General features: G+C 74.6%; 1 protein-coding gene (cut by both window edges). It reads left to right on the top strand.

The whole window is internal to a hypothetical protein gene (locus ABZX30_RS25155; RefSeq protein ID WP_355937200.1) on the top strand: the coding sequence, 46,902 nt in all, runs 5,962 nt past the left edge and 18,321 nt past the right edge, and what appears here is coding positions 5,963–28,581 — codons 1,988 (partial) to 9,527 (complete); the first codon wholly inside the window starts at position 3. Both the start codon and the stop codon lie outside the window.

The raw sequence follows: 22,619 nt of genomic DNA, 5'->3' as shown, positions 1-22,619 counted from the left end.
TCCGTGCCGGCGCACCCACAGGCTCCCGGCACGGCCGCGCCGGGCAGGCGCAGGAAGCCGGACCCTCGTCGTCCTCCCGGGGAGAGCCGCGACAGCAGTCGGACGACGGACCCGGCGCGGTCGAGGAGGACCGGCCGGCCGGAGCAGCGCGCTCGGTGAGGCGTTACCTCACCTTCGAGCAGCAGTTGCAGGAGGCGCGTCAGTTCTACCTCCAGCACCAGCACCTCGAAGTCCATACCAAGGACGGCGACAAGACCATTGCCCTTGGTACCTACATCAACTATCTGCGCGCCAAGGACTTCGCGACCTTCGACCAGGAGAAGGTCGACGCGTGGAACTCGATCGGAATGCGCTGGGGCACCCCGACGGCCCTGCGGGCTGCCGAGGCGTATCTGGCGGGCCGTGGGATCACGGGACAGCAGCTTGACGCGCCGCCGCCCGGGGCGGACGTACGCGCGGTACGGGTGGAGGGATGGCCGGCCACCTTCGACCTGGAACACTGGGGCCGCGTACTGCCCCTCTTCTACAACATCTACGAAAGGGACCGTGAAAAGATCCGCGCGGTGCTCGGGCCGGTCTGGGCCGCGAGTGTCCTGTCCGGAGAGGCCGCGCCCGCCGAGGGCTGGGGACAGGTGTGGGGCCGTTCGGTGCCCTCCGGAGCATCGACCACCACCGCCCCGGACTCCTTGACGACCAGCGAACGGTCCACTCTTTTCCGGCGAGTGGGGGCGCTTGGGGGGAATCGCCCGTATCCCCTGGTGTTCAGGCATGTGAACGAGATCGCTCGCCGGTGGCTGGGAAGGCGCCTGAGCATCGAGTTGCTCACTCGACTGAGCGGCGAGTACGCCCAGGAGGGGGTGTCCCGCCCCGCTGAAGGGGCGGCACCGCCGTTCGTCTTCGTGGACGGCGCGGGCGCAGCGCTCCCCTCGAGCCCTCGGGCGACCGCCTCAGGCACGGGCACCTCGGAAGGCCGGACGGAACGCGACCAGCTGTCCGACGCGGTCGGTCAGCCCACGGCCGGTGCCGACCGGTCCGCGGCGGACAGGAGACAGGATGCGGATGCGCAGCATCTGACGACAGCCCTCCCTCAGGCCGGGGCCGACGCCGACACCGAGGAGCGGTCCCGGGCCGAAGCCGACGAGATGGAGGAGCTGTTCGGTCCCAGCCCCGAGCCGGAGAGCGAAGCGCTCACGCCGGGAGCCCCGGGAGCGCCCATCGACGTGGACGCGCGCGAGTGGTCCGCCGGAATGGAGGAGCAGCAGGCGTGGCGGTCAAGGCTGTGGCAGTCCGGACCGCAGCCCCAGCCCTTTGTCCGCCCCTACTGGCCGGAGTACCCGACGCGGGATGAGCGGGACTCGCTCTTCGCGGACCTGCGCCGATCGCAGCCGACGACGTTCGGAACCGTCGCCGACCGGGTGTTCGACATGTCGGGTGTGCACCTCGGTGAAGCACAGATGGCAAGGCTGCACTGGGAGTATCACTGGGTGGCGCTTCCTCCCGCCCCCGCGGCTCCCGCCGAGACGGGGCAGAACCGGAAGTCCGTGGTCATATCGGGGAACGCGGAAGAGCACTGGGACGCCGCCCGGCGGCACTACGAGGCACATCAGCACCTGGAAGTGAGCAGGACAGCGGACCCGACGCTGGCCTTCTACGTGGATGGGCTGCGTCGCCGGCCGGGGATCACGGGCCTGTCCCAGGACGTCGTGAACGCGTGGGAGTCGGTCGGCATGCGGTGGTCGACCCGCCACGTGCTCGACGCCGTCAGGGCCTACCTGGGGGGCCGGGTGCCCAGCGCGCCGCTGCCCGACACGGAGATCCAGGCGGTCCCGGTGCCCGGACGACAGGTCACTGTGAACGTCGCCCACTGGATCAGCACACTGGCGCATGTCAAGTCCAACGTCCTGACGCACAGGGACAGGCAGGAGATGGCCGAGGTGTTCGGCGCCGTATGGGCCGAACACATCCTGCGCAAGACGCCGAGGCTGAGGCCGAGTACGAGCACGAGGCAGAGGCAGAGAGGGCGGGGGGTCGCCGCCGCGCCCGGTTCCTCGCGCACGGCCGGACAGCAGGCGGAGACCAGCGCGGATGCCGGCCGTGCCGAAGCCTCGTCGAGTGGCGCCGCTGGGGTGCGGGATGCGCTTGCCGGGTTGCCACCGAGGCAGTCACCAGGGCAAGCGGAGGAGTCGACGCAGCAGGGCCGGCCACCGCAACAGCCGCAGCCGGGGCCGTCCCAGGTGACGTCCCCTGGCGAGGTGACGTCTCCGGGCGTGGGCGAGGAAGTCGGAGTGGCCCCGGACGAGGACTTCACGTGGCTGGACGAGCCGTTGCGGGATGACGCCCTCGGCCTGACCGGCGAGGGTGCTCTCGGGCTGGAACCGCCGGGCGACGTCACGATGTCCGAGGCGCTCGGCGAAGCCGGGCTGCCCGATGACCTCCTTGCGCAGGCGCTGGGCGACTGGGACGCGGAGTACGGCTTCACGTACACGGAGCCGGACCTCTTCGGTCTCGAGCATGCGGGCGCAATGGACTGGGAGGCCGAACTGGCGGCGCTCGCCCAGTTCACGGCACCCGAACAGCAGCAGACCGCACTGCTCGGCGAGTCGTGGTGGTCGTCTTCCCCGAGCGGGCCGGACGCGTGGCAGTCCGCGGACCAGATCCCGTGGGACGACCCGCTGTGGGGCTTGGACGCCTCGTTCCCCGGTCTCCAGGACGGCGTGAACCAGGAAGGAACGGACGCCGGACCCTCCGTCCTGCCGCAAGCCGGGTGGCACCCGCAGGACTCGGGGTACAGCTACGACATACCCGGGGTGGCGACGGGCGACTCCGGGAGCTGGAACCCGTCTGAGCCGCTCGACGCCATGCAGCTCCGGCTGCGCGGGGAGTTCGGCGAGGACATCTTCGACGCCCTCGTGATCCAGGCGTCCGCCATCCTCCAGCCCGCCACGCTGATGGGGGGACACCCGTACGGCGACTTGCTGAGGGAGGCACAGCAGCGAGGGCTGCTGCTGATCGCGGAGACCCTCGGCCGGACGAACGACTTCGCCACGGCCATGGTGCTGGCCGACGAACTGGCGGCGCAGACGCCCGGGATCCGGATGGAGCCGCTGGACGCCGGTGCCTTCGGCGGGGCGCCTATGGAGCGGGAAGCCGACCCGTCGGCCCGCGAACTGCGGCGCCGTCTCGCCCTCGGCTTCGATGTCCGCCGGGGGCCGGGCCTGAACGGTGACCGGGACGCGGACGCGGTGGGGAGGATCCTCGGGCCGGACGTCTACGGGCAGCGGCAGGCCCCCCCGGCCCCCGCATTGCTGCACGGCTATGACTTCTCCCAGCTCAAGGCGGCCCAGCGCGCGGCGTTCTTCGCCGCCGTGGACCTGACCCGCCCGGCCCCGCGCGCCGAGGACGTGCGGCCCTCCGCGCTGCCGCGCCGGGCCGACTCCGTGGTCGAGTCGGCCCGGCGGTCGATGAGCCGCGCCACGCTCCCCGGCCTGCCGAAGGCCACCAGGATCGCCAAGCTCGTCCACGGCATCTGGCTCGGCGGACCGTTGCGGGACGAGGGTGCCACGGGCGGCTTCCGTGCGAACGTCGCCGCACTGGCCGCCGCGCAGCCCGACTTCACCGTCATCCTGTGGACCGACGTGCCGCGCGCCGACTTCGAGGCCGCCCGCGCCGCGGCGAAGCGGTCCGCGGACGCCTTGGACGCGGACCCCCGCCTCGGCGACGTGCTCGACATGCTGCACTGGGCCGCCGCCGCGCGGGTCGCCCTGGTCAACGTGGACGAGATCTTCTCCGCGGCCGCCCCCATGGAACTGGAGGGCATCTACAAGGCGGAGACCTCCCGGGGGACCGGCGCGGCGTACGCGGCCGCCAGCGACATCCTGCGCGTGGAGATCCTGGCCCGGTTCGGCGGTGTGTACAACGACCTGGACAACGTGGTCTCCGGCGACCTGGCCGGAGAGGTCCGGCGGGTCGCCGACTCCCCGCACGGCCTCGGCATCGTGCGGCACGGAGGCCGCCCGTCGAACGCGGCCCTGATCGCACCCGCCGGGCAGGCCTTCCTGGACCCCTACCGGGATGTTGTGCGCGGCAACTACACGCGGACCGCGGCCGAGAACGTGCTGCGTGCCATGCTGTTGCAGAACGAGGACGAGGCCCCGGACGACCGGTCCGCGCGGCGCCCGCTCGCCCCCGACGTGCTGAACCACACCCGGCAGACGGTGCGGGACGAGGTGCTGATGCGCACCGGTCCCAGCCCGACGGTCTGGCAGACGCTGGCCCGCCGCGTCGGGCTTCCGGACAGACTGGACGGGCTGGTCACCCTCTCGTCCGAGGTCTTCGCCCTCGAGTCCGCCCAGTCCTGGCTTCCGCCGCAGCCCGTGGCGGGCGGGACGGCCGTGACCGCGGTCACCGGGCCGCACGGCACGCCGGACGAACTCCAGGCCGCCCGCGGTGCGGTGGTCACCCTGATCCAGGGCCTGTACCGCCAGCCCGGCAACCTCAACCTGGCCCAGGTGGCGCCGGTGGTCCGCGCCCAGACCCGTCCCGACGCCCTGTGGGACGCGGTCGTCGGCCTCATCGCGGCCTCCCCGGAACTGCGCGAGCGGGTACGGTCGGTCACCTTCAGCATGCTGGGCGGAAACCCGCTCCAGCCGGTCGACACCGTCGTCCTGCCCGAGTGGTCGAGGAAGCTGGTGCTCACCCTGCCGGGCGCGCCCCGGGACGGTCTCGGCAGCCATGTGCTGCCCGCCAGGCTCCTCGATCCCGCCGAGGCCGGCCGTGACCTGCCCGAGGCCGTCGCGGAGGGACGAAGGAACCGTCCGGGGACGCTGGGCGGCGCGCCGACGCGTCAGGGGCGCGGGACGCGGCCCGACACCTCATCAGGGGCGGGACCGTCGAGCCGGCGGCCGACCGACGCCGGTGCGTCGACCGGCTCCCAGCAGGTTCCGAGTGGGCGGGGGCGGCTGTCCGACGTCGCCGAGTGGATACACGAGAACGGGGCCGGAGTTCCACTGACGGGCCGTCTGACGGCCCCCGACCCGTTCCCGACGTGGCTCGACCAGGCCGGACCGGTCCCCGACCTGGACGGCCGGCTGGCGTCGTTGGGGGCGGACGCCATCGCCGAGCAAACCGTGCCGTTGCCGCAGGCGCCGGCGACGGACCCCGGTGCGCACGTCCCGTCCGAGACGGTGGCGCAGGACGGCACCGCGGCCGAGACCGTCGAGGACATGGAACGGCGTCTCCGCCGCGAGTTCGGCGACGAACGCTTCCGGCACTTGTCGATCGCAGCGTCCGGGATGCTGGCCCCGGCCCTGCTGGTGGGCGAGGATCTCGTGACCGAGCGGATGAGAAACGCTCAGCGCCGGGCGTTGTTGCGGATCGTGGAGACGTACGGCCGGACGAGCAGCTACCCGTGGGCTGTGGCCCTGGCCGACGAACTGGCCCTGGAGACCCCGGGTATCAGGGCCTCCGTGCAGGCGGCCATGGGCGCGGCCCCGCCGGCCGCGGCCGGCGGGGCGCGCGCCGCCCAGCTTCCTGCGCGCACCCGCCGGCTGCTCGCGGACGTGGCCGGCCAGGTGTTGGAGGGCCGCGATGTCCCGGCGAACGCTCACGAGGTCCTGACCGGCCACCTGACGCGTGCGGCCACACGCTCCTGGCACGAGGACTGGCCGGCCGCGGACCTCGCCCGCATGATGCTCGAGGACAGGCTCTGGACGACGCCCGAGCACGCCCAGCTGGTGGATGCCCTGACGCACCCCGACCACCTGCACGTCGTCCGGGCGATCGTGGAGAACCCGCACCTGGGGCTGTTGGTCCGGGTGCGGCCGCAGCATCTGGGCGTCCTGTCCGCAAGCCCCAGGCTGCTGGCGGGGCTGGGAGGAATGTCCGCCGCGGAGCTCGACAGGTACGTCCGCACCCCGCGGTTCCTGGACGACCTGCTCGCGCCGTCCGAGGACGGTCACCGCGAGCTGCTCGAGGAGATCGAGGGCCGGCTGCCGGGCGACTTCCCGCTCCTGTACACCCCCGGGCTGCCGACCGTGCTCGGGGGCAAGGTCGCCCACACCATCGCGCTCACCGTGAAGGGACCGGCGGCGTCGGCCGTCGTCTCCGTCCCGGAACTCGCCGAGGCGCTGCGGGACGGGTCCGTCGACAGCGCACGGGCGTTCGCCCAGGAGTGGACACTGTCCCGTGTCCTCCACTTCAACACGTTGTCCAGCGTCCCCTTCCCGGTCGACTACACGGCCGTCCTGGGCAACCGCAAACTGCGGGCCGCCCTGCAACTCCACGCCGACCAGACGCCGCTCCTGGTCAGGGCGCCGAGGCTGCTGTCGGCGGTCACCTCGGACCTCGGCCTGCTCGAGACCCTCGGCCGCTCCCCGCGGCTCATCGACGTCCTCACGGACATCCCCTCGTTCGCCGACCGTCTCGCGGCGGACGTGCGGCTGCTCACGGAAGCCGTGCGGAACCCGGCCGTCGCCACCCGTCTCTCCCACGACCCGGCCCACTTCGACACCGTGCCGGACACCGCCCTGCTCGACGCCCTGCGGGAGGCCGTACCGCCCGAGCACACCGCCCCCACGGCAGCCGCCGGTGACGGGCCGCTGGCGAGACTGCGCGCGGGACTTCCCGGCCTGGACGCCGTCCTGGCGGCCGAACCGGAGCTCTCGGCCGTCCTGCAACACGACGGCGACCTCGTGCGGGTGCTGCTCGCCCACCCCGGCCTGCTGTCGGAGCCGCACGAGTACCGCCGGCTGCTGGGCCCGTCCGCGGGGAAACTGCGTCCGCTCGTCCGTGAGGGCTCACCGCTGCTCGCGCCGCACGTGCTGAGGGCGGCGCTGCGGTGGCAGACCCTGAACGTCTGGTTCGCCCGGCCCCCGCTCCTCGCGGAGGCGAGACCGACCGACGCACGCCGGCTGTTCGGGGCGGCCGCCATGGCAGACCCCCGCGTCGGGGAGGTGGCGTTCACCAACCCCGCTCTGAGCATCCTCCTCGAAGATCCGACCATCCCGCCCCTCGTGAACCAGCTCGTCCCCTTCTGGGAGATCCGGCGCACCGACGAACGGATCTTCTCGAACCTCTGGACTCCGGGCCTGAGGGATTCGCTGCGCCGCCCCGGGGACCGGCAGCGCCTGCTGGACGTGCTGTTCCAGGACGACGGTGCCCTCGTCCGAATGGCGGCCAAGGACCGCCTGGTCCTGGATGCCGTCGACGCGGAGGCCGTGGAGAATCTGCACGCCCATCCGGCCGTGGTGGCGGAACTCGCCTCCCGGCCCGACGTCCGGCTCGGCGGCCGACACTGGAAGCGGCTCTTCCACACTCCCGAGCTGCTCGCGGGGCTGGCCGGCGACCGTACCCTGCTCCGTCTGCTGGCGTCGGCGCCGGAGGCACTCCGGGAGGCGATCTCCCGCCCCGGCCTCGTCGCGGTGCTGAACGACCCGGACTTCCAGACCGAGGTGGCCCGCATCGCCGAGCTGCGGAAGGCCACCCGCGGGAAGAAGAAGAGCAGGACCTGGGCGAACAGGCTGCAGACCGCCGTCGCCGCGTACGGCGGCGACGCCGTGCTGTCGGCCGAGGGCCTGCCCCTGAGCCCGGCCGACTCCTTCTGGGGCGGCCTGTGGCACCGCCCGCAGGACCAGGCCGCGGACGCCCTCCGGGAGGCCGGATCACGCGCCGGGGCACCGGCGGACCTCGCCAGGCTCCTGGACATCGACGGCAGGGTTCGCGGCAACGCGCCTCTGCTGGCCGCGGCCCGGCGCAGCCCCGCCCTCGGATCGCGCCTCTTCCTGGACCCGGAACTCGCCGAGACCCTTCAGGCGCGGCCCAGGCTCCTGGAGCACGTCGAGCACGCCACGGCCTCCCTTCTGCCGGCCCTTGCGACGACCCCGGCTCTCACCAGGGCCCTGCGGACCGACGACTACCTCTACCGGTACGTCACGACCGTGCCGGAGGGCGGCACCGTCCTGGCATCGTTCCCGGAGTTCGCCCGGAACCTGACGCGCAGTCCGGAGCTGGTCCGCCTCTACTCGCTGCACCAGGAGCGGTTCGGCCATGCCCACACACAGCCGAAGCTCAGCTACCTGATGATCCGGTCGCGAGTGGTGGCAGGGGTGCTCGCGGACGGCGGACCGGTCGCCGACCTGCTGCTGACCAGCGCCGCTCTGCAGGACGCGCTGCTCGCCGCCGGTCCGGAGGAGGGCGCGGACACCACGATCGGCGCCGCGCTGAGCAGCCTCCCCGCGGCCTCGGCCACCGCGGGGAGCCCGGTGATCGTGCGGCTGCTGCGCGAGTTGCCCCATGTCGCCGCGGCGATCGGCGCCCACCCCGAGACGTTCACCAGCACAGAGTCCTTCGTGCGGTTCCTCACCCATGGGGGACTGATGAAGGCTCTCGCACGGCATCCGGGCCAGGCGGACCTGGTGCTGCGGTCGCCGGAACTGCTCGAGACGGCCATCCGCAACCCCGGGCTGGTGCCGGCCTCCGCGTCCGACGCCGGCCTGGCACCGCTGCTGGAGCGCCGTCCGCTGGGCGAGGTGCTGCACCGTCTCCTGCGTGAGCAGCCGGACCTGGCGGACGCGCTCACGGCGGCTGCGGACGGTGACGGCCACGCGTTGCGCACGGCGCTGGGCGCGGTACGCGGTCTGGCCGAGGGCATGGCGGACGACCCGCGGATCGGGCGGGACCTGCGGGGGGCCCCGTGGCTGGCCGCGGCGCTGCTGCGCAGCCACCGCCTGGCCGAGCACGCCGTCTCCGACAGCCCGCTGTGGCGGGCGGCGCGGGCCGCGAAACCCTTCGCCGACGCCCTGACGCCCCACGTGCTGCGCCGGGTGGCCCACCGCGAGGCGCTGCTGAACCGGTTCGCCGAGCGGCCCGCGGACCTGACGGGGATCGCGCCCCGGGAACTTCGCCGGCTGCTGGCCGACAGCGGCCTGACGCGGTTCCTGGAGGACGACGCGGCGTTCGCCGACCGGTTCCTCGCCACCCCCGCGTGGCGTGACCTCGCACTCCGTGTGCCGGGCTTCGCCGGCGAACTGCGCCGGCTCGCCCGCGACGGCGCAGCCTTCCGAGAGCTGGTCGGGGATCCCACCGGGGAACGCCTTCCGGCCGCCCTGGCCCCCGACGCCGCCGTCCGGGACACCGCTCACCCGCAGGACGGACCCGCCCGGCGCACCGCCGCGCAGGCCCCCGCCACCGAGCGCGCGACCGGGACGGCGGAGCCCGGCCCCGCCTCGGTGTGGGGCGAGGCGCTGGCCTCCGTCCCCGAGGCGGCGGAACTGCTGCTGAGCCCGGCGGCCGCCGAGCCGGCGGGTGAGCTCGGCCGCCATCCCGAGCTGCTGCCCCTGCTGCTGGGCGCGCCCGCGGTACTGGAGAACCTGGCCCGGGATCCCGCCGCCTGGCGGGACTACGTCTTCGACGGTTTCCTGGACTCGGCCGGGGACCGGCCCGGGGACTTCGAGACCGATTTCCACGCTTGGCTGGACCGGCTGGGCGCCGTCGTGGAGGGCGACCTCCACGGCCGGGTCCGCGACCTGGCGCGCACGGTGTGGGACCGGGCGCGCGCACGCCGGGAGGCACTGCGGGAGCAGGAGTCCGCGCGCACCGCGGAACGGCTGGCCGCGTTCCGTCCGCATCTGCCCGACACCTGGGAGTACAGCGGCCGGGTCGTGTACGCCCGGCATGTCCGCCAGGAGCGGCTGTCGCCCGCGCAACTGGAGGTCCTGCGCAGGGTCGCCGCCGCCGAACTGCGGCCGCGGGAGGCCGAGGTACGGGCCCACCAGGCGCTGCACGTCCACTTGGACGGCGGCGGCGGTGGCGCGTCGTTCACGCACGTCCTCGCCGAGGACGGCCGGGTGGACACGCTGGTGTACGCCATCAGCCCGGTGCGGCAGGGCAACAGGTACCTGTGGGACGGGCACGGCACCAACTACGTCGACGGTCCGCTGGACGTCGGCGCGGTGCGCAACGAGCCCGCCATGGCGGCGTCCCGGGAGCGGGTGAGCCGGCAGGCGGAGAGTCCCGCGACGGGCACGGCCGGGGAACGCGCCACGGAGAGCAGGGGCAGGGACAAGGGCAAGGCCAGAGGCACCACGGCCGCCCCGGCGTCCGGGACAGCCGACGAGCGGTCCGCGCGGCCGGCCGACCCCGGACTGGCCCGGCTCGCGGACGCGCTGTCCGCGTACCACGCGGCCCTGGCCGGACAGGACGCCGCGCGGGAGGTGCGCGACAAGCGGGCCCGGTCCCGGGGGCAGTCGAAGGAGCTGGGCGCCCTCAAGGCCGCCCGGGACGCGCTGCGGCGGCTGGGACTGGATCCCGAGGCGCGTGGTGACTTCGGCACCGCGGTGGAACTGGGCACGAGGCTGGGCGTCCCCACCGAGGCCGCCACACGGCTGCTGAGCAGGGCGAGCGCCTACCTGCGTGCCCCGATGGCGATGTCAGAGGCGGCACGGGAGCAGTACTACGAGCAGCTGGCCGAGGTCGCCGAAGTCCTGCACGGCGAGGGCGAGGCGGCGGCCGAGAGCGTGGCGAGGAGATTCGGCGGACCGGGCACGCGCCCCTTCCCGCCGGGTGCCGGCAGGACCGCCCCGACCGCGGAGACGACCGAGGCGGATCCGGCGGGGCAGGCCGGACCGAGTACCGCCCGGGCCGTGCCCGTCATCGTCCCCGCGGACGACACGGCGCCGCTCCGGCTGGACTCGGGGTTCCTCGGCTCGCGCCCCGAGGAACCCCGGAGCCTGGACGCCGTCATGGACGCAATCCTCGGCGGCCGGCCCGCGGACCCGCGGCCCGGGCAGCCGCAGGCGGCGCCCGCCCCGGAGCCGGAAGCACGGCCCGCCGTCGAGACCGCAGCCGGACCGGCCCCGCGGTCGGCGGAGTCGAGCGAGCGGGTCCGCGCCTACGGCCGGTCCTTCGACGGTGTCCAGGGCACCACCCACCTCGGCCCGGCCCGCGCGGCCGAGGACACCGGGCAGCCGGTACCGGAACCGGTGGACACCGTACGAGCGCAGGGGCCGCGTTCGGGAGCGACGGAGCAGGAGGAGCAGCCCGTGCGGGCGCCCGAAGCGACGCGGGCGGAGGACGCGGACCGCAGCCGGGGCGAGGACGCGGCCGAGGAGACGGCGCGGGAAGCGGAACCGGAGTCGGCGGCCGGGCTCGCGCGGACCGGCGCGTCGACGCGAGCACCCGGCACATCCCGGCCGGCGACGCCCGCTCAGGACCAGGAGCCGGCCCGGACACCGCAGACCCCGTCCGGCCGGTCCGGTCCCCGGCTTCCCTCGCCGCTGGACCTGGAACGGCGGTCCGAGGAGGAGGCACCGGCACCGGCCGGGGACCGCTGGATCCGGCTGGCCGGCGACGAACCCGGCGCGGCGGAGGGTGCGAAGGCGACCAGTGGCAAGTCCAAGCGGCGCAAGGGGCGGCAGGCTGGTGCCGAGCAGACCGCGCAGCAGAGCACGGCGGCCGCCTCCGCCGGGGAGACCTCCACCGCCGACCGTGCCACCGCGCCCGCACCGCTCACGGCGGAAGGCCGCAGGCGGCTGGAGGCGGCCGCCAGGGAGACCTCCGTACCCGATCACATCAGGCCCCTGCTGAGGTCGCGGCTGATCGCCGCGGCGCAGCGGTCGGGGTGGCACGAGGCGTGGCCGGTGCGTGCGATGGCCCGGCTGATCGCCGAGGACGACATGTGGGGCAGGGAAGAGCACTTCGCGGCCGTGACCCGGATGCTCCAGCCCGACGCCGTCCACCTGGTCGAACAGGCCGCGGACCACCCGTCGTTGACGCCGTTCCTCTTCGCGCACCCGGAGCTGCCGGAGGTGCTGGCGGTCTCGCCTGCCCTGCTCGACGAGCTGCGGACACTGCCGGACAGGCATCCGGTCAGCGCGGCGGATCTGGTCGACACGCCCGAATACCTCGACGCACTGCTGGCCAAGGCTCCGTCGGGCCGCAGGGAACTGGTCGAGGCGATCGAGAGCGGGGCCTCCTGGGTCGGCCCTCTCTTCCTGTATCCCGGGCTGGCCCACCATCTGAACGGGCAGCTGGATCTGCTGCGCGTCGTGCTCGAGTCGAAGCACAAGACGCTCGCCGCGGTCCTCGACGCGATCCCGGAGGCCGCTGAGGCGCTGCTCCGGATGGAACGCCCGGCCCAGCAGGCCATGTCCCTGTCGGAAGACGTGGCGCTGCTCGTCGGGCTCGCGGCGACCGTGCAGACGTCCTCCGCCGTCCGGATCGACTACCGCAGGGTCTTCTCCCACCGGGAGCTGCGCGCCGCCCTGCGCACCCACGCCGACCAGGCGTACGCCCTGTTCCAGGTGCCCGGGCTGCTCGACCTGGCGATGACCGACCCCTCGGTACTGGACACACTGGCCGCCGCCACGGAGCTCGTCGACGTACTGCCGGACGTCCCCGGATCCGGTGCCCGGATCGCCCGGTCGAGGGAACTGGTCGCCGCCGCGGCCGGCAACCCGGCGGTCGCGGAACTGCTCTCGTACGACCCGGGCGCGTTCGACGACGTGCCGGACGACCGGCTCGCCGCGGCGCTGCGGGCGGCGCGTCTCCCGGGGCCGGCGACGCGGACCCTGCCCGAGGAACCGCACACCTCAGCCCTGGACCGGTTGCGGGCGGCCGACGCGGCTCTGGACGCCGCGCTCACCCGGCCGGGGCCCGACGCGGCGGAGGAACCGCTGGAGGCGCTGGCGGCGGTCCTCGAGCGCCACCCGGGACTGCTGTCCCGTCCGCACCAGTACCGCAGGCTGCTGCTGCCGGAGAACGCCCCCGTCAGGGAGCGGCTGCTCAGGGACGACGGCGTCCTGCTCCTCCCTGGCGTGCTCCGGGCGGTCCTGCGCCACCCCGCGCTGCGGCGGGAGGTGAACGGGGACGACGGCGACGCCGTTCTGGCCCGGCTCCGGGAGGCCGCCGACGAGCAACCCTGGCTGCCGGACGTGCTGCACACCAATCCCGCCCTGGCCGAGTACGTGGCGACCGCCTCCAACGTGGTCGTCCTGGCCCGTGCCCTGTCGGGGCTCGAGTCCGGGCTGGCCACCGACGACCGCTTCATCGGCTTCCTCATGAGGGCGGTCGGGGCCCTTGGGCTCCTGCACCGGTTGAGCGGTACCGAGGGCCTTGGCCCCGCGTTGCTGGACGCGGACGGCGCGCTCCTCACGTTCCTGGGCAGGAATCCCGGAGCCATGGCCGCCCTCGGGCCCGGCCGGCTGGAGAACCTGCGCGACCACGGGGCCCTGGTGCGGGTACTCGCCGCACGGTTCGGCACGGCCGTCTCCGTCAACCACTGGGAGCGCCTGTTCGACGCACCCGAGCTGCTCGCCCTGCTGGCGCGTCCCGGTCACGCGGCGGTGGTCGACCTGCTGCTCGCCGCTCCCGAGGCGTTCGCCGAAGCCATCGCGCGTCCCGGCTTCGCCGAGGCGTTGGCGAGCGGAGATCTCGAAGCCGGTTTCGCCCGGGTGGCGGAGGCCCGCAAGGCGGGACGGAAGAGGAAGAGCCGGGCCTGGGTCACCGAGCTGCTGGCCCTCGTCCGCGGCACCGGCGACCCGGTGCTGTCACCCGAGGGGATCGAGTACCAGACCGGGGACACGTGGCTCGCACACAAGTTCGCCCTGTCCGAGGAAGAGGCGGCCGGCGAACTGGAGAGGTGGGCCGAGACGGTCGGCGCGGCGCCCGAGGTGCGCGCACATGTACTGCGGATCAACTCGGCCGTACGGACCGACCAGCGTCTGTTCGCCCTGGCACGTGAACGGGACGCGGTCGCCGTCGCTTTCCACCGCAACCGCGAACTGTTCGACACGCTCCAGGCGCGCCCCGCGCTGACCGGGTTGCTCGCGGACCCCTCCGAGAACGTTCTGCCGCTGGTCTACAGCGACCCGGAACTCACCCGGGCCCTGCGCACCAACGACTACCTGTACCGGCTCTTCCTCATCAACCCCGACACGCGCACCTGGCTCCTCAACACGCCGGAGGCCGTCACCCATTACGTGAACAACCCCCAGCTCAGCCGCCTCATCCTGTTCGCGCAGGAGCTGTACTTCCAGCTGCTCGGCGAGAGAGACCACTGGCTCGTCAGGCTGAGCGAGGACTTCACGCGCGTCATCGCCGACAGGGGACCGATCAGCGCCGCACTGCTGGCCGACAGCGCGCTGCGAGCCGAGCTGTCGGAACAACTGCGCCGGGAGAGGGGACCGGCGGTCGTACGCGCCGCGGTCAGCAGCCTGCCGCTCGTGCGGGCGCTGGCGCAGCGGTCCGAACTGCTGCCGGTGATACGCAGCGTGCCCGGGCTGGCCGAGGCCCTCGCCGAGCACGCCGATCTGTTCACCGACGCGGAGGACTACCTGAAGCTGCTCGGCGCCGAACCGCTGCGGCGCGCCCTCTCGGCCCACACCGAGCAGCTACCGGTGGTACTGGCGGACGCCGAGCTGGCGAGGACCGCGGTGGCCGCTCCGGGGGTGGTGGCCGCCCTGGCCGCGGACGAGGGGGTGGTGCAGCTCCTCGCGCGGCGCCCCGCCGTGCACGGACTCCTGCGCCGGCAGCCGGAGGTTGCCGGGGACCTCGCGCGCGACGGGCACCGGCTGCGGCTGGCGCTCACGGCGGTACGCGGTCTGGCGGAGGCGATGACCGACCAGCCGCGGATCGCGGTGGAGCTGCGCCAGGCACCGTGGCTGGTGGACGCGCTGCTGCGCGGCCACGGCCTGCTGGAGCCGGCGCGCGCGGACGGACCGCTGTGGCGCGCGGCGCGCTCCGGGCAGGCGTTCGCCGAGGCGCTCACGCCTCAGGTGACGCGCAGGCTGGCCGGCCGCGAGGCCCTGCTGGCGGTGCTGGCCGACCGGGCGTCCGCCCTGCCGATGCCCGCGGCGGACCTGCGGCGGCTGTTGTCGAACGCGGACCTCACCCACTTCCTGAACGAGTACCCCTCGTTCGCCGGGCGCTTCCTGGACACGGAACAGTGGTACGGGCAGGCGCTGCGGACGGCCGACTTCACCACCGCGCTGCGCACGCTGGCCCGCGACGCGGGGCGCTTCCGCGAGCTGACCGGACACACCTCGCCCGGGCCGCTCCTGGACGCGGTGTCCCCACTCGCCACCCCCGCACCGGCACCGGTCGCTCAGGGACACACGGCCACGGACGCCCGCCGTGACCGTCCGGCGCGTCCCGGCCCCGCCGCCCGGCAGCAGGCGGCGAGGCCCGCACCCGTGTCGGTCTGGGCGCAGGCGCTCGGCTCGGTGCCCGAAGCCGCGGAGCTGCTGCTCGCTGCCGAGGGCCGCGAGCCGGCCACGGCCCTGAGCGGCAATCCCGAGCTGCTGCCGCTGCTGCTGGCCGCGCCGACCGTCGTCGAGGACCTCGCGAGGCGGCCGTCCCTGTGGCCCGAGTACGCGTTCGGCACCTTCCTGCGCTCCGGTGAGGCCGGGCTGAACCACTTCGAGACGGACTTCCAGGCCTGGCTGGACCGGTCGGGGCTGGTGCTGGAAGGCGGCTTCCACGACCGGGTCGCCGGGGTGGCGCGGGCCACGTGGGCACGAGCGCGCGCGGAGCGCGAGACGCGGCAGGCGGAGGAGAACGCCCGGGTCGCGGGCCGGCTGGCCGCGTTCGCCGCCCACCGTCCCGACACCTGGGAGCACAGCGGACGGCTCGCGTACGCCGGTCACGTACGACCGCACCAGCTGACCGAGGAGCAGCTGCGGGTGTTGCGGCGGGTGGCCGACGGCGAGCTGCGGCCCCGTGAGACCCAGGTGGGGGCCAACCGGGCCCTGCACGTGCACCTGGACGGCGGCAGCGGCGGTGCCTCGTTCGCGTACGTGCTGGCGCCCGACGGCCAGGTGGACGTGCTGGTGTACGCGGTCAGCTCGGCGCGCCAGGGCAACCGGTACAAGTGGGAGGGGCACAGCAGCCAGTACGTCGATGGTCCGCTGGACATCGACGCGGTGCGCAACGATCCGGTGCTGGCCGCCTCGGTGACCCTGGTGCGCGAGGCCGCACAACGGGCCGAGGAGGCGGCACCGCGGGCCACCACCGGGCAGAGCAAGGGCAAGGGCAAGGCCAAGGTCAAGGAGCAGCAGCCGACTCCTGCCGCACGGGCCGCGCAGCCCGCGTTCGCGGTGGACCCGGCGCTGACCCGGCTGACCGAGGCGCTGGTGAGCTACCACACCGCGCTGGCCGAGGAGAACTCCGTCCAGCGGGCCGACAACGTCCGCGCCCTGCCCCGGACCCGGGCCCGGCTGGAGGAGACCCGGCGGGCACTGCGTGACCTGGGCCTCGACCCCGACGCCCATGGCCAGGGGGCCGTGGTGACCCTGAGCCCGGCCGGTCCGGCCACCCCCTGGTCGGACCGGGAGGCCGACGAACCGGCGTCCCCGATGCCGTACGAGGGCGGCTCCACCTCGTCGCTGTACGCAGACGGCGAGCGGCGGCCGGCCCTGGACGCCCGGCCGCTGTACGACACCGCCGGCAACATCGCCGGTCTGGACCTGGCCGGCGGCGCCCGCACGGACGGCGGCAGCGGGGCGCTTGCGCTGACCCCGCTGGACGGCTTCGTCCTGCGGTTCGACTACGACCCCGGCGTGCCCCCCGCCGCCCCCACCGTCGTGGGCTACGAGGACGGCGAGCCGGTACGGCTGTCGCTCGGCGCCTTCGCCGAACTCGCCGCCCACAACCGCGTCGGCGACCGCCCGCTGTGGCTGGTGACCGACGACGGGGCCAGGTACGGGCTCGACCTCGCCAGGGCGGTGGCGGACCGGGCCGGCGTCACGGTGTGGACGCACAGCGGCCGGGTCGACCTGGTCGGCAACGCCTTCGGGGTGCTGGAGGTCCGTACCGTCCGGGACGCGGACGGCAACGAACCCGAGGGCCACTGGATGCGGGTCGACCCTGAGGAGGCGTCACCGTCCGGCGCCGCACCGGAGGACGGCGCGGGCACGTCCGACTACGTCCGGTCCGTGACCGGGGAGCGGTTCCACTTCCGCCAACTGGTGATGACGCCGTTCGCCGACCGGACCACCGGCCGTGTCATCGGGCACATGTCGCTCAGCGCGCAGGAGCGGGCCGGGATCGAGCGCGTGTTCCGTGCTCTCCCCGGCACCGCGTCCTTCCGCGTGGGGCGGGGCCCGGGCCCTGACACGGGCCTCACCGGTGTCAACCCGTGGGGGAACGGAGCGCCGAGGTACTACCTGGTCGCCCATGGACCGCTGGGCTCGGCCACCGTCCGGCTGCACACGCGCGACGGGCGCTCGGTGGAGTTCACCGGCGAACAGACGGGTGCCCTGCTGCGCCGCCGGGCCAGCTTCGAGGCGTTCCGGCGTGGTGCGGCGCACCGACAGGACAGCGCCGTGGTGACCGCCATCTGTTACGCGGGACGCCCGGGTTCGCTCAACGAGACGCCGTATATCCGCGACCTGGCGAACAGGCTGGGGATGGCGGTGACCGGGCCGACCGGAACACTCGGCGTCGGGACGGGCACGGTGTACGTCGAGCCTTTCGGGAACCGGGCGGGCTGGCTCACCGCGCTGCCCGGCGTGGCGGGCACGATGGTCCGGGGCGACGAGGCCGTCGACGTTCCCGACGGGGCGGACACGGAATCCGGCCCGGGTACGGACGTCGGGGTGGCGGTGCGGCTGGCCGCCACCCCCGGTACCCCGGAGGCGGAACGGATGGCACGCGCCGTGCTGGAGCCGCGCCCGGAGGCCGTGCCCAGCATGGACGCACTGCTGTCCACCGTCGGCACCGCGCCGGACACGGCCGCACCACCGGCACCGCTCGCGGAGGCGGCCGCCACCACCGCACCGGCATCCGCCGCCGCGCCATCCGCCGAAACCCCCGGCCGGGCCCGCGACCGCCGCGACGCGGACCTGCTCTTCGCGCCGCCCGCGCACGCCGTGTCCCCGGACTTCCGGCACGGCGTCGGCACCGGGACGTTCGGGTTCGCCGACGACCGGCTGCCGGCCGCGATCCGCGACGGCGTCCTGGCGCTGCTGCCGGAGCGGTCGCGGGAGCGGGCCGGCACCGCCCTGGCGGAGTACTTCGACACCGCCGACGTGGACAGCACCCTGCGCCAGGCGGTCGCCGACCGGATCTCCCTGGTCCTCCCGCTGGACGGTGGCTCGGTCGCCGTCACCGTACGGCTGCGGCTGGGCGACTGGACGCAGCTGACCGACCCGCGCGGGGAACCGCTCGCGGAGGGCGCCGTCGCGGCCCGGAGCGAGAACCGCGAACGGCGCACCCCCCAGATACAGGACTGGCGGGAGACGGCGTCGGCCCACCGCGCGGTCAACCACGGTCTCGACGCGGCGGTCACCCTGCCGTTCTCGCAGGCGCTGGCGCTCATCCCGCCGGTGGCCCAGGCGGGCGCCGCGCTGCGCGCGCTGATCACCGGGTCGGGCCGGACGACCGACTTCACGGTCACCTCCAGGCTCGGCAGCACGCGCATCGTGAATCCGTCGTCGGACCGGGCCGTGGAGTTCCGCCACGACGTGGGCGTCGACCTCGTGGTCCAGGAAGCCGGCCAGGCCCCGCGGCAGTGGCAGACGGTCGTCGAGCAGGCGCTGACGAGTCGTCATTCTCGGCATTACTTGCGAGAGTTGCCGCGTCCGGAGGGTGTGCGGCACGCCACATCCGGCCAGTGGCAGGAGTGGTCCGGCGCGGCGGAGGCCGGCACCGCCGCCCTGCGTCGCGCGCTGGACACCGCCCGGGACGGCCGTGCCCTGACGGCCGACGCGCACCACCACTGGGGCCGCCCGGCCGGCCGGGCGTCCCGCCCCGCCGTCGTCGGCGAACCGGTCGTGCTTCCTCCGATGTCATGGGTGGAATCAGTCACCGGAGCGGCGGACTACCGTGCCGCGGTGTTCGCCGCGGTGGACCCCTCCCTCGCCGACCCGTTCTCCCCGGCCTTCGAGCAGTTGGACGCCTTCGCCCGGGTGCGCACCCTGACGGCCGGTCTGCAGCAGGCCGCCGCCGGCGGGTACCGGTCGGCGCCGGTGTTCCCCGCCACCGACGGGGCCGACGCCGTACGCGTGCGCGCCTCCTTCCACAACCCGAGGGCGGTCGACGGCCTCGACGAGCTGACCCGGGTGGACGACGAGGACGTCCGTACCGTGACCGTGGGCGCGCCGTCCACTCAGCGGGACGGCGCCTCCGCCGGGGTGTCCGACGCCCTCTCACTGGCGTTGACCGCCTCCGGGATCCCGCTGCCGCTGCCCTCACTGTCGTACGCGCGGTCCGTGAGCTTCTCCCTCCCCGGGCGGCAGGCGGGCAGTGTGGAACTGCACAGGCTGAGGTACACCGACGAGCCCACCACCGTCGTCGAGTTCGACGTCCGGGTGGAGACGCGCGGGCTCGGCGGACGCAGCGGCCCCGAGACGTGGCTCACCGCACGGGTGCGGATGCCCGCCGCCGACGCCGGCCGGATGGGCCTGCGCCCCTCGGACGCGGCAGCGCCGCCCGCGGGCCGCGCTGCCGCCGACCCGGACCGTGCGGCCAGGACCGCTCCGGGCCGTGTCCTGCGCCTGCCCGCGACGTTCGGCGAGTGGCTGCCGCCCACCAGCCGCGTCGAGCGCCTGCACGTGGCGGACGCCGAACGGGTGCGGCTGCGCACCCTGGAACTGGTCCACGGCCACTTCCCGGGCTTCCTGACCTCCCGCGACGCCTGGGGGCACGGGCCCGTGCCCGAGGCGGCCGGACCCCTGCCACCACGGACGGGGGCGGCGCCGCCGGTACACCAGGTCCGCAACCAACTGGCCCTGGACGAGGCCCTGAGCCCGACCGGCCTGACCCGCCGTCTGCACCTGATGGCCGGCCAGGGCCACACCCTGGTGCTGACCCGGCCCGGCCCAAGGGCCCCGTCGGAACGGATCAGGGTCACCGTCCGCGCCACCCTGAACCCGGACGACTTCACCTACGTGCGCTCCCGGCGCGGACAGTCGGACGTCTCCTACGGGTCGTTCTTCGACCTGACCAGCTCGGCGACCCGGAACTGGAAGCTCGCCGCGGCCGTCGAACTGCCGCTCACCGGCCTGCTTCCGGACACCGGCGAGCCCGCCGAGGTCTCGGGCGGCGGCTTCACTCCCGGGATCAGCTGGAGCGGCTCCGTCGAGGAGGGCGGCGGGTTCGTCGCGGGCGGCGCCTTCGGCGGCGGCTCGCTGTGGCTGTCCGAGTTCAGCGGACCCGTCCGCTTCCACGTCACCGTCGAGCCGCTCACCGGACCGGGGCAGCCGGCTCCCGACCCGGTGACCGCCGGGCCGCTGGCCGTCGAAGCCGGCCTGCTCGCCGCCGAGGACCTGGTGATGGAGGAGGACGGCACCGGCACTCTCGTCCGCACGCTCGACCTCGAGAGCAGGCTCGACGACGGCGCGAGGGCCTACCGCGCACCGAGGCGGGCCGGGGACCGCACGGCGGCCACCTGGACACCCGAGGACGGACGCCTGCCGCAGGACACCCTGCACCTGGTGCGCACCGACCACCTGCTGCCGCACATCACCGGACTGCTGCGCCAGATCGGCGTGCCCGGGCTGGATCACCTGGACGAGGCCGCGCTGCACACCGCCGTGACCGGACTGGCGTCCCGGGTGCGGGACTTCACCGGTGCGCCGTACCCGCTGTGGACCCAGCCGGTCGGCCGGAGCACCTTCGGCCTCCCGCAGTGGGCGGAGGTCTCGGTGGAGGCCACGGCCGGCCCGCTGACCACGATCGGTGAGAGCGGGCACGCCTACCGCTACGACCACACCCTGGGCACCGCCCAGGTCCGGCACACGCGGACCGACGACACCGTGTCCCTGTACGCGGGCATCAACACGTCCGTCACCCTCACCCCCGACACACAGGGGGATCCCGTCGAGGCGCACCTGCCGGACCTCAACCGGTCCGGCCCGGAGTTCCGCCACGGCCACCGCGCCGATGCCTTCGCGAACCGTGTGGCGAGCGGACGGAGCGACCGCGTCGACGTCACGACCGGCCCGCACGTCTGGGCCGACGCGCCGGTCACGTTCCGTGTCACGGTGCGCCGCTGGTCGGGCCAGCCGGCCGGTCTCCTCGGCCGCCTCGACCCCCGGCGCACCTCCGGGCAGGAGACCACCGGCGATCCGGTGACGGCACCCGGGCTGGCGCTGATGCAGCGCGAGGCGGCGCGGGCACGGGGCCTCGTGCCCGCCCCGCCGACGGCGGCCCCGGCCTCGGACACCACAGCGCCGGCCGCGCCCGCACCGGCCGGGGCGACGGCGACGGCCGGGGCGACGGCGACGGCCGGGGCGCCCGCACCGGCTCCCACGGCCGCGCTGGCACCCGCCAACGTGCTGCGCGGCGACGGCTTCGACCACGCCGCACTGCTGGAGGTCCCCGACCTGCGGCCGTTCGTGCGCGACCTGATACCGGGGCTGCGCCGGCTGCTCTCCAAGGACCACGCCGACGCGGTCGAGGCCGAACTGTGGAAGGTGGCGGCCCACCAGGGCACCAAGGCCCTGCTGGAGACCATGCTGGTGGGCCTGCCGATCCTGGTGCCCCACCGCGACGAGCTCCGGACGACGACGGCCCGGATCACCCTGACGGCCCGGCTCACCAACCCGCGGGCGCTGGGCCGGGAACCCGGAGAGCACGTCCTGGAGGGCAGGAACCTGCGCGCCGTCGAACGCGCGAGCACCCCTGCCCGCGGCGGGAGCGGCGGCACCGGTTCCGTACGCGCCCAGGACCTGGCGGTGGTCGACTCGGACGCGCCGCAGCCGGCCGCGTCGGGCCTCGTCCCCACGGTCACCCATGTCCTGGCCCCGGGCGGACAGGAGAGGACCGGCCTGCAGGCGGGCACCGCGCTCGTGCACACGACCCGCCCCTGGACGACCGCGTTCGACGTCGAGGTCACCGCAGAGCTGGACACCCACTGGTCCCTGAGCGCGGCCAGGCCGGTTGTCGGCATGGGCCTGCCGCTGATCGGGCGCCACGAGCACCACCGGCTCGGCACCCGGATGCTCCCCGGCTCGCTGCGCCTCGGCCACCAGGAGGAACTCACCCAGCCCGACCCGCGCCCGGCCCCGCGCCCGCCGGCCCTGGTGGAGCGCGCCCCGGCGGAGTACGCACGCCAGGGGCCGCAGCCGGCTCCGGAACTGCTCCACGAGGCGTTCACCGGCACCGTCGGCGGCCTGGCGGCCCTGCGGGCGGCGGCCGAGAGCCTCTTCGCCCGCCACGATCCGCGCACCGGTGCCTCACCGGCCGCCCACTCCTGGCAGGGCGGCCTGTTCCTGCTGCGGTCGAAGATCGCGGCCATCTTCAGCCCGCCCTACATGAGCCAGTGGTTCCTCGAACTCGCCGCGCAGCACACCCTGTCCGAGCCCGTGACCCTGCCGGGCCTGGGCAACGACCTGCGCGGACAACTGGAGATCACCGCCGACATCCGCGGACTGCGCGAGGCGGCACCGCGCCACGACACGGCCGGTCCGCTGTCCGGCACGGGCGTCCAGGACCTCACACGCTCCATCAGGGGAACGTCGGGCACCCTCGGTACGGGCACCCGTGTCGGCAGCTCCTTCCGCGGGTCCGCCGCCCTCGGCGCGGGACCGCTCCGGCAGGGGGACCGCCGGTTCTCCCGGGTGGAGGCGACCGCGGTCACCTGGCACCTCGTGCACCGGCCGGTGACGGGCGAGCCGCGGGCGGTC

Origin of the sequence: Streptomyces sp. NPDC004542, from assembly GCF_040610035.1 — a bacterium.
Lineage (GTDB): Bacteria > Actinomycetota > Actinomycetes > Streptomycetales > Streptomycetaceae > Streptomyces.
The sequence above is the reverse complement of the archived record's forward strand: the minus strand, read 5'-3'. Positions and strand labels throughout refer to the sequence as shown.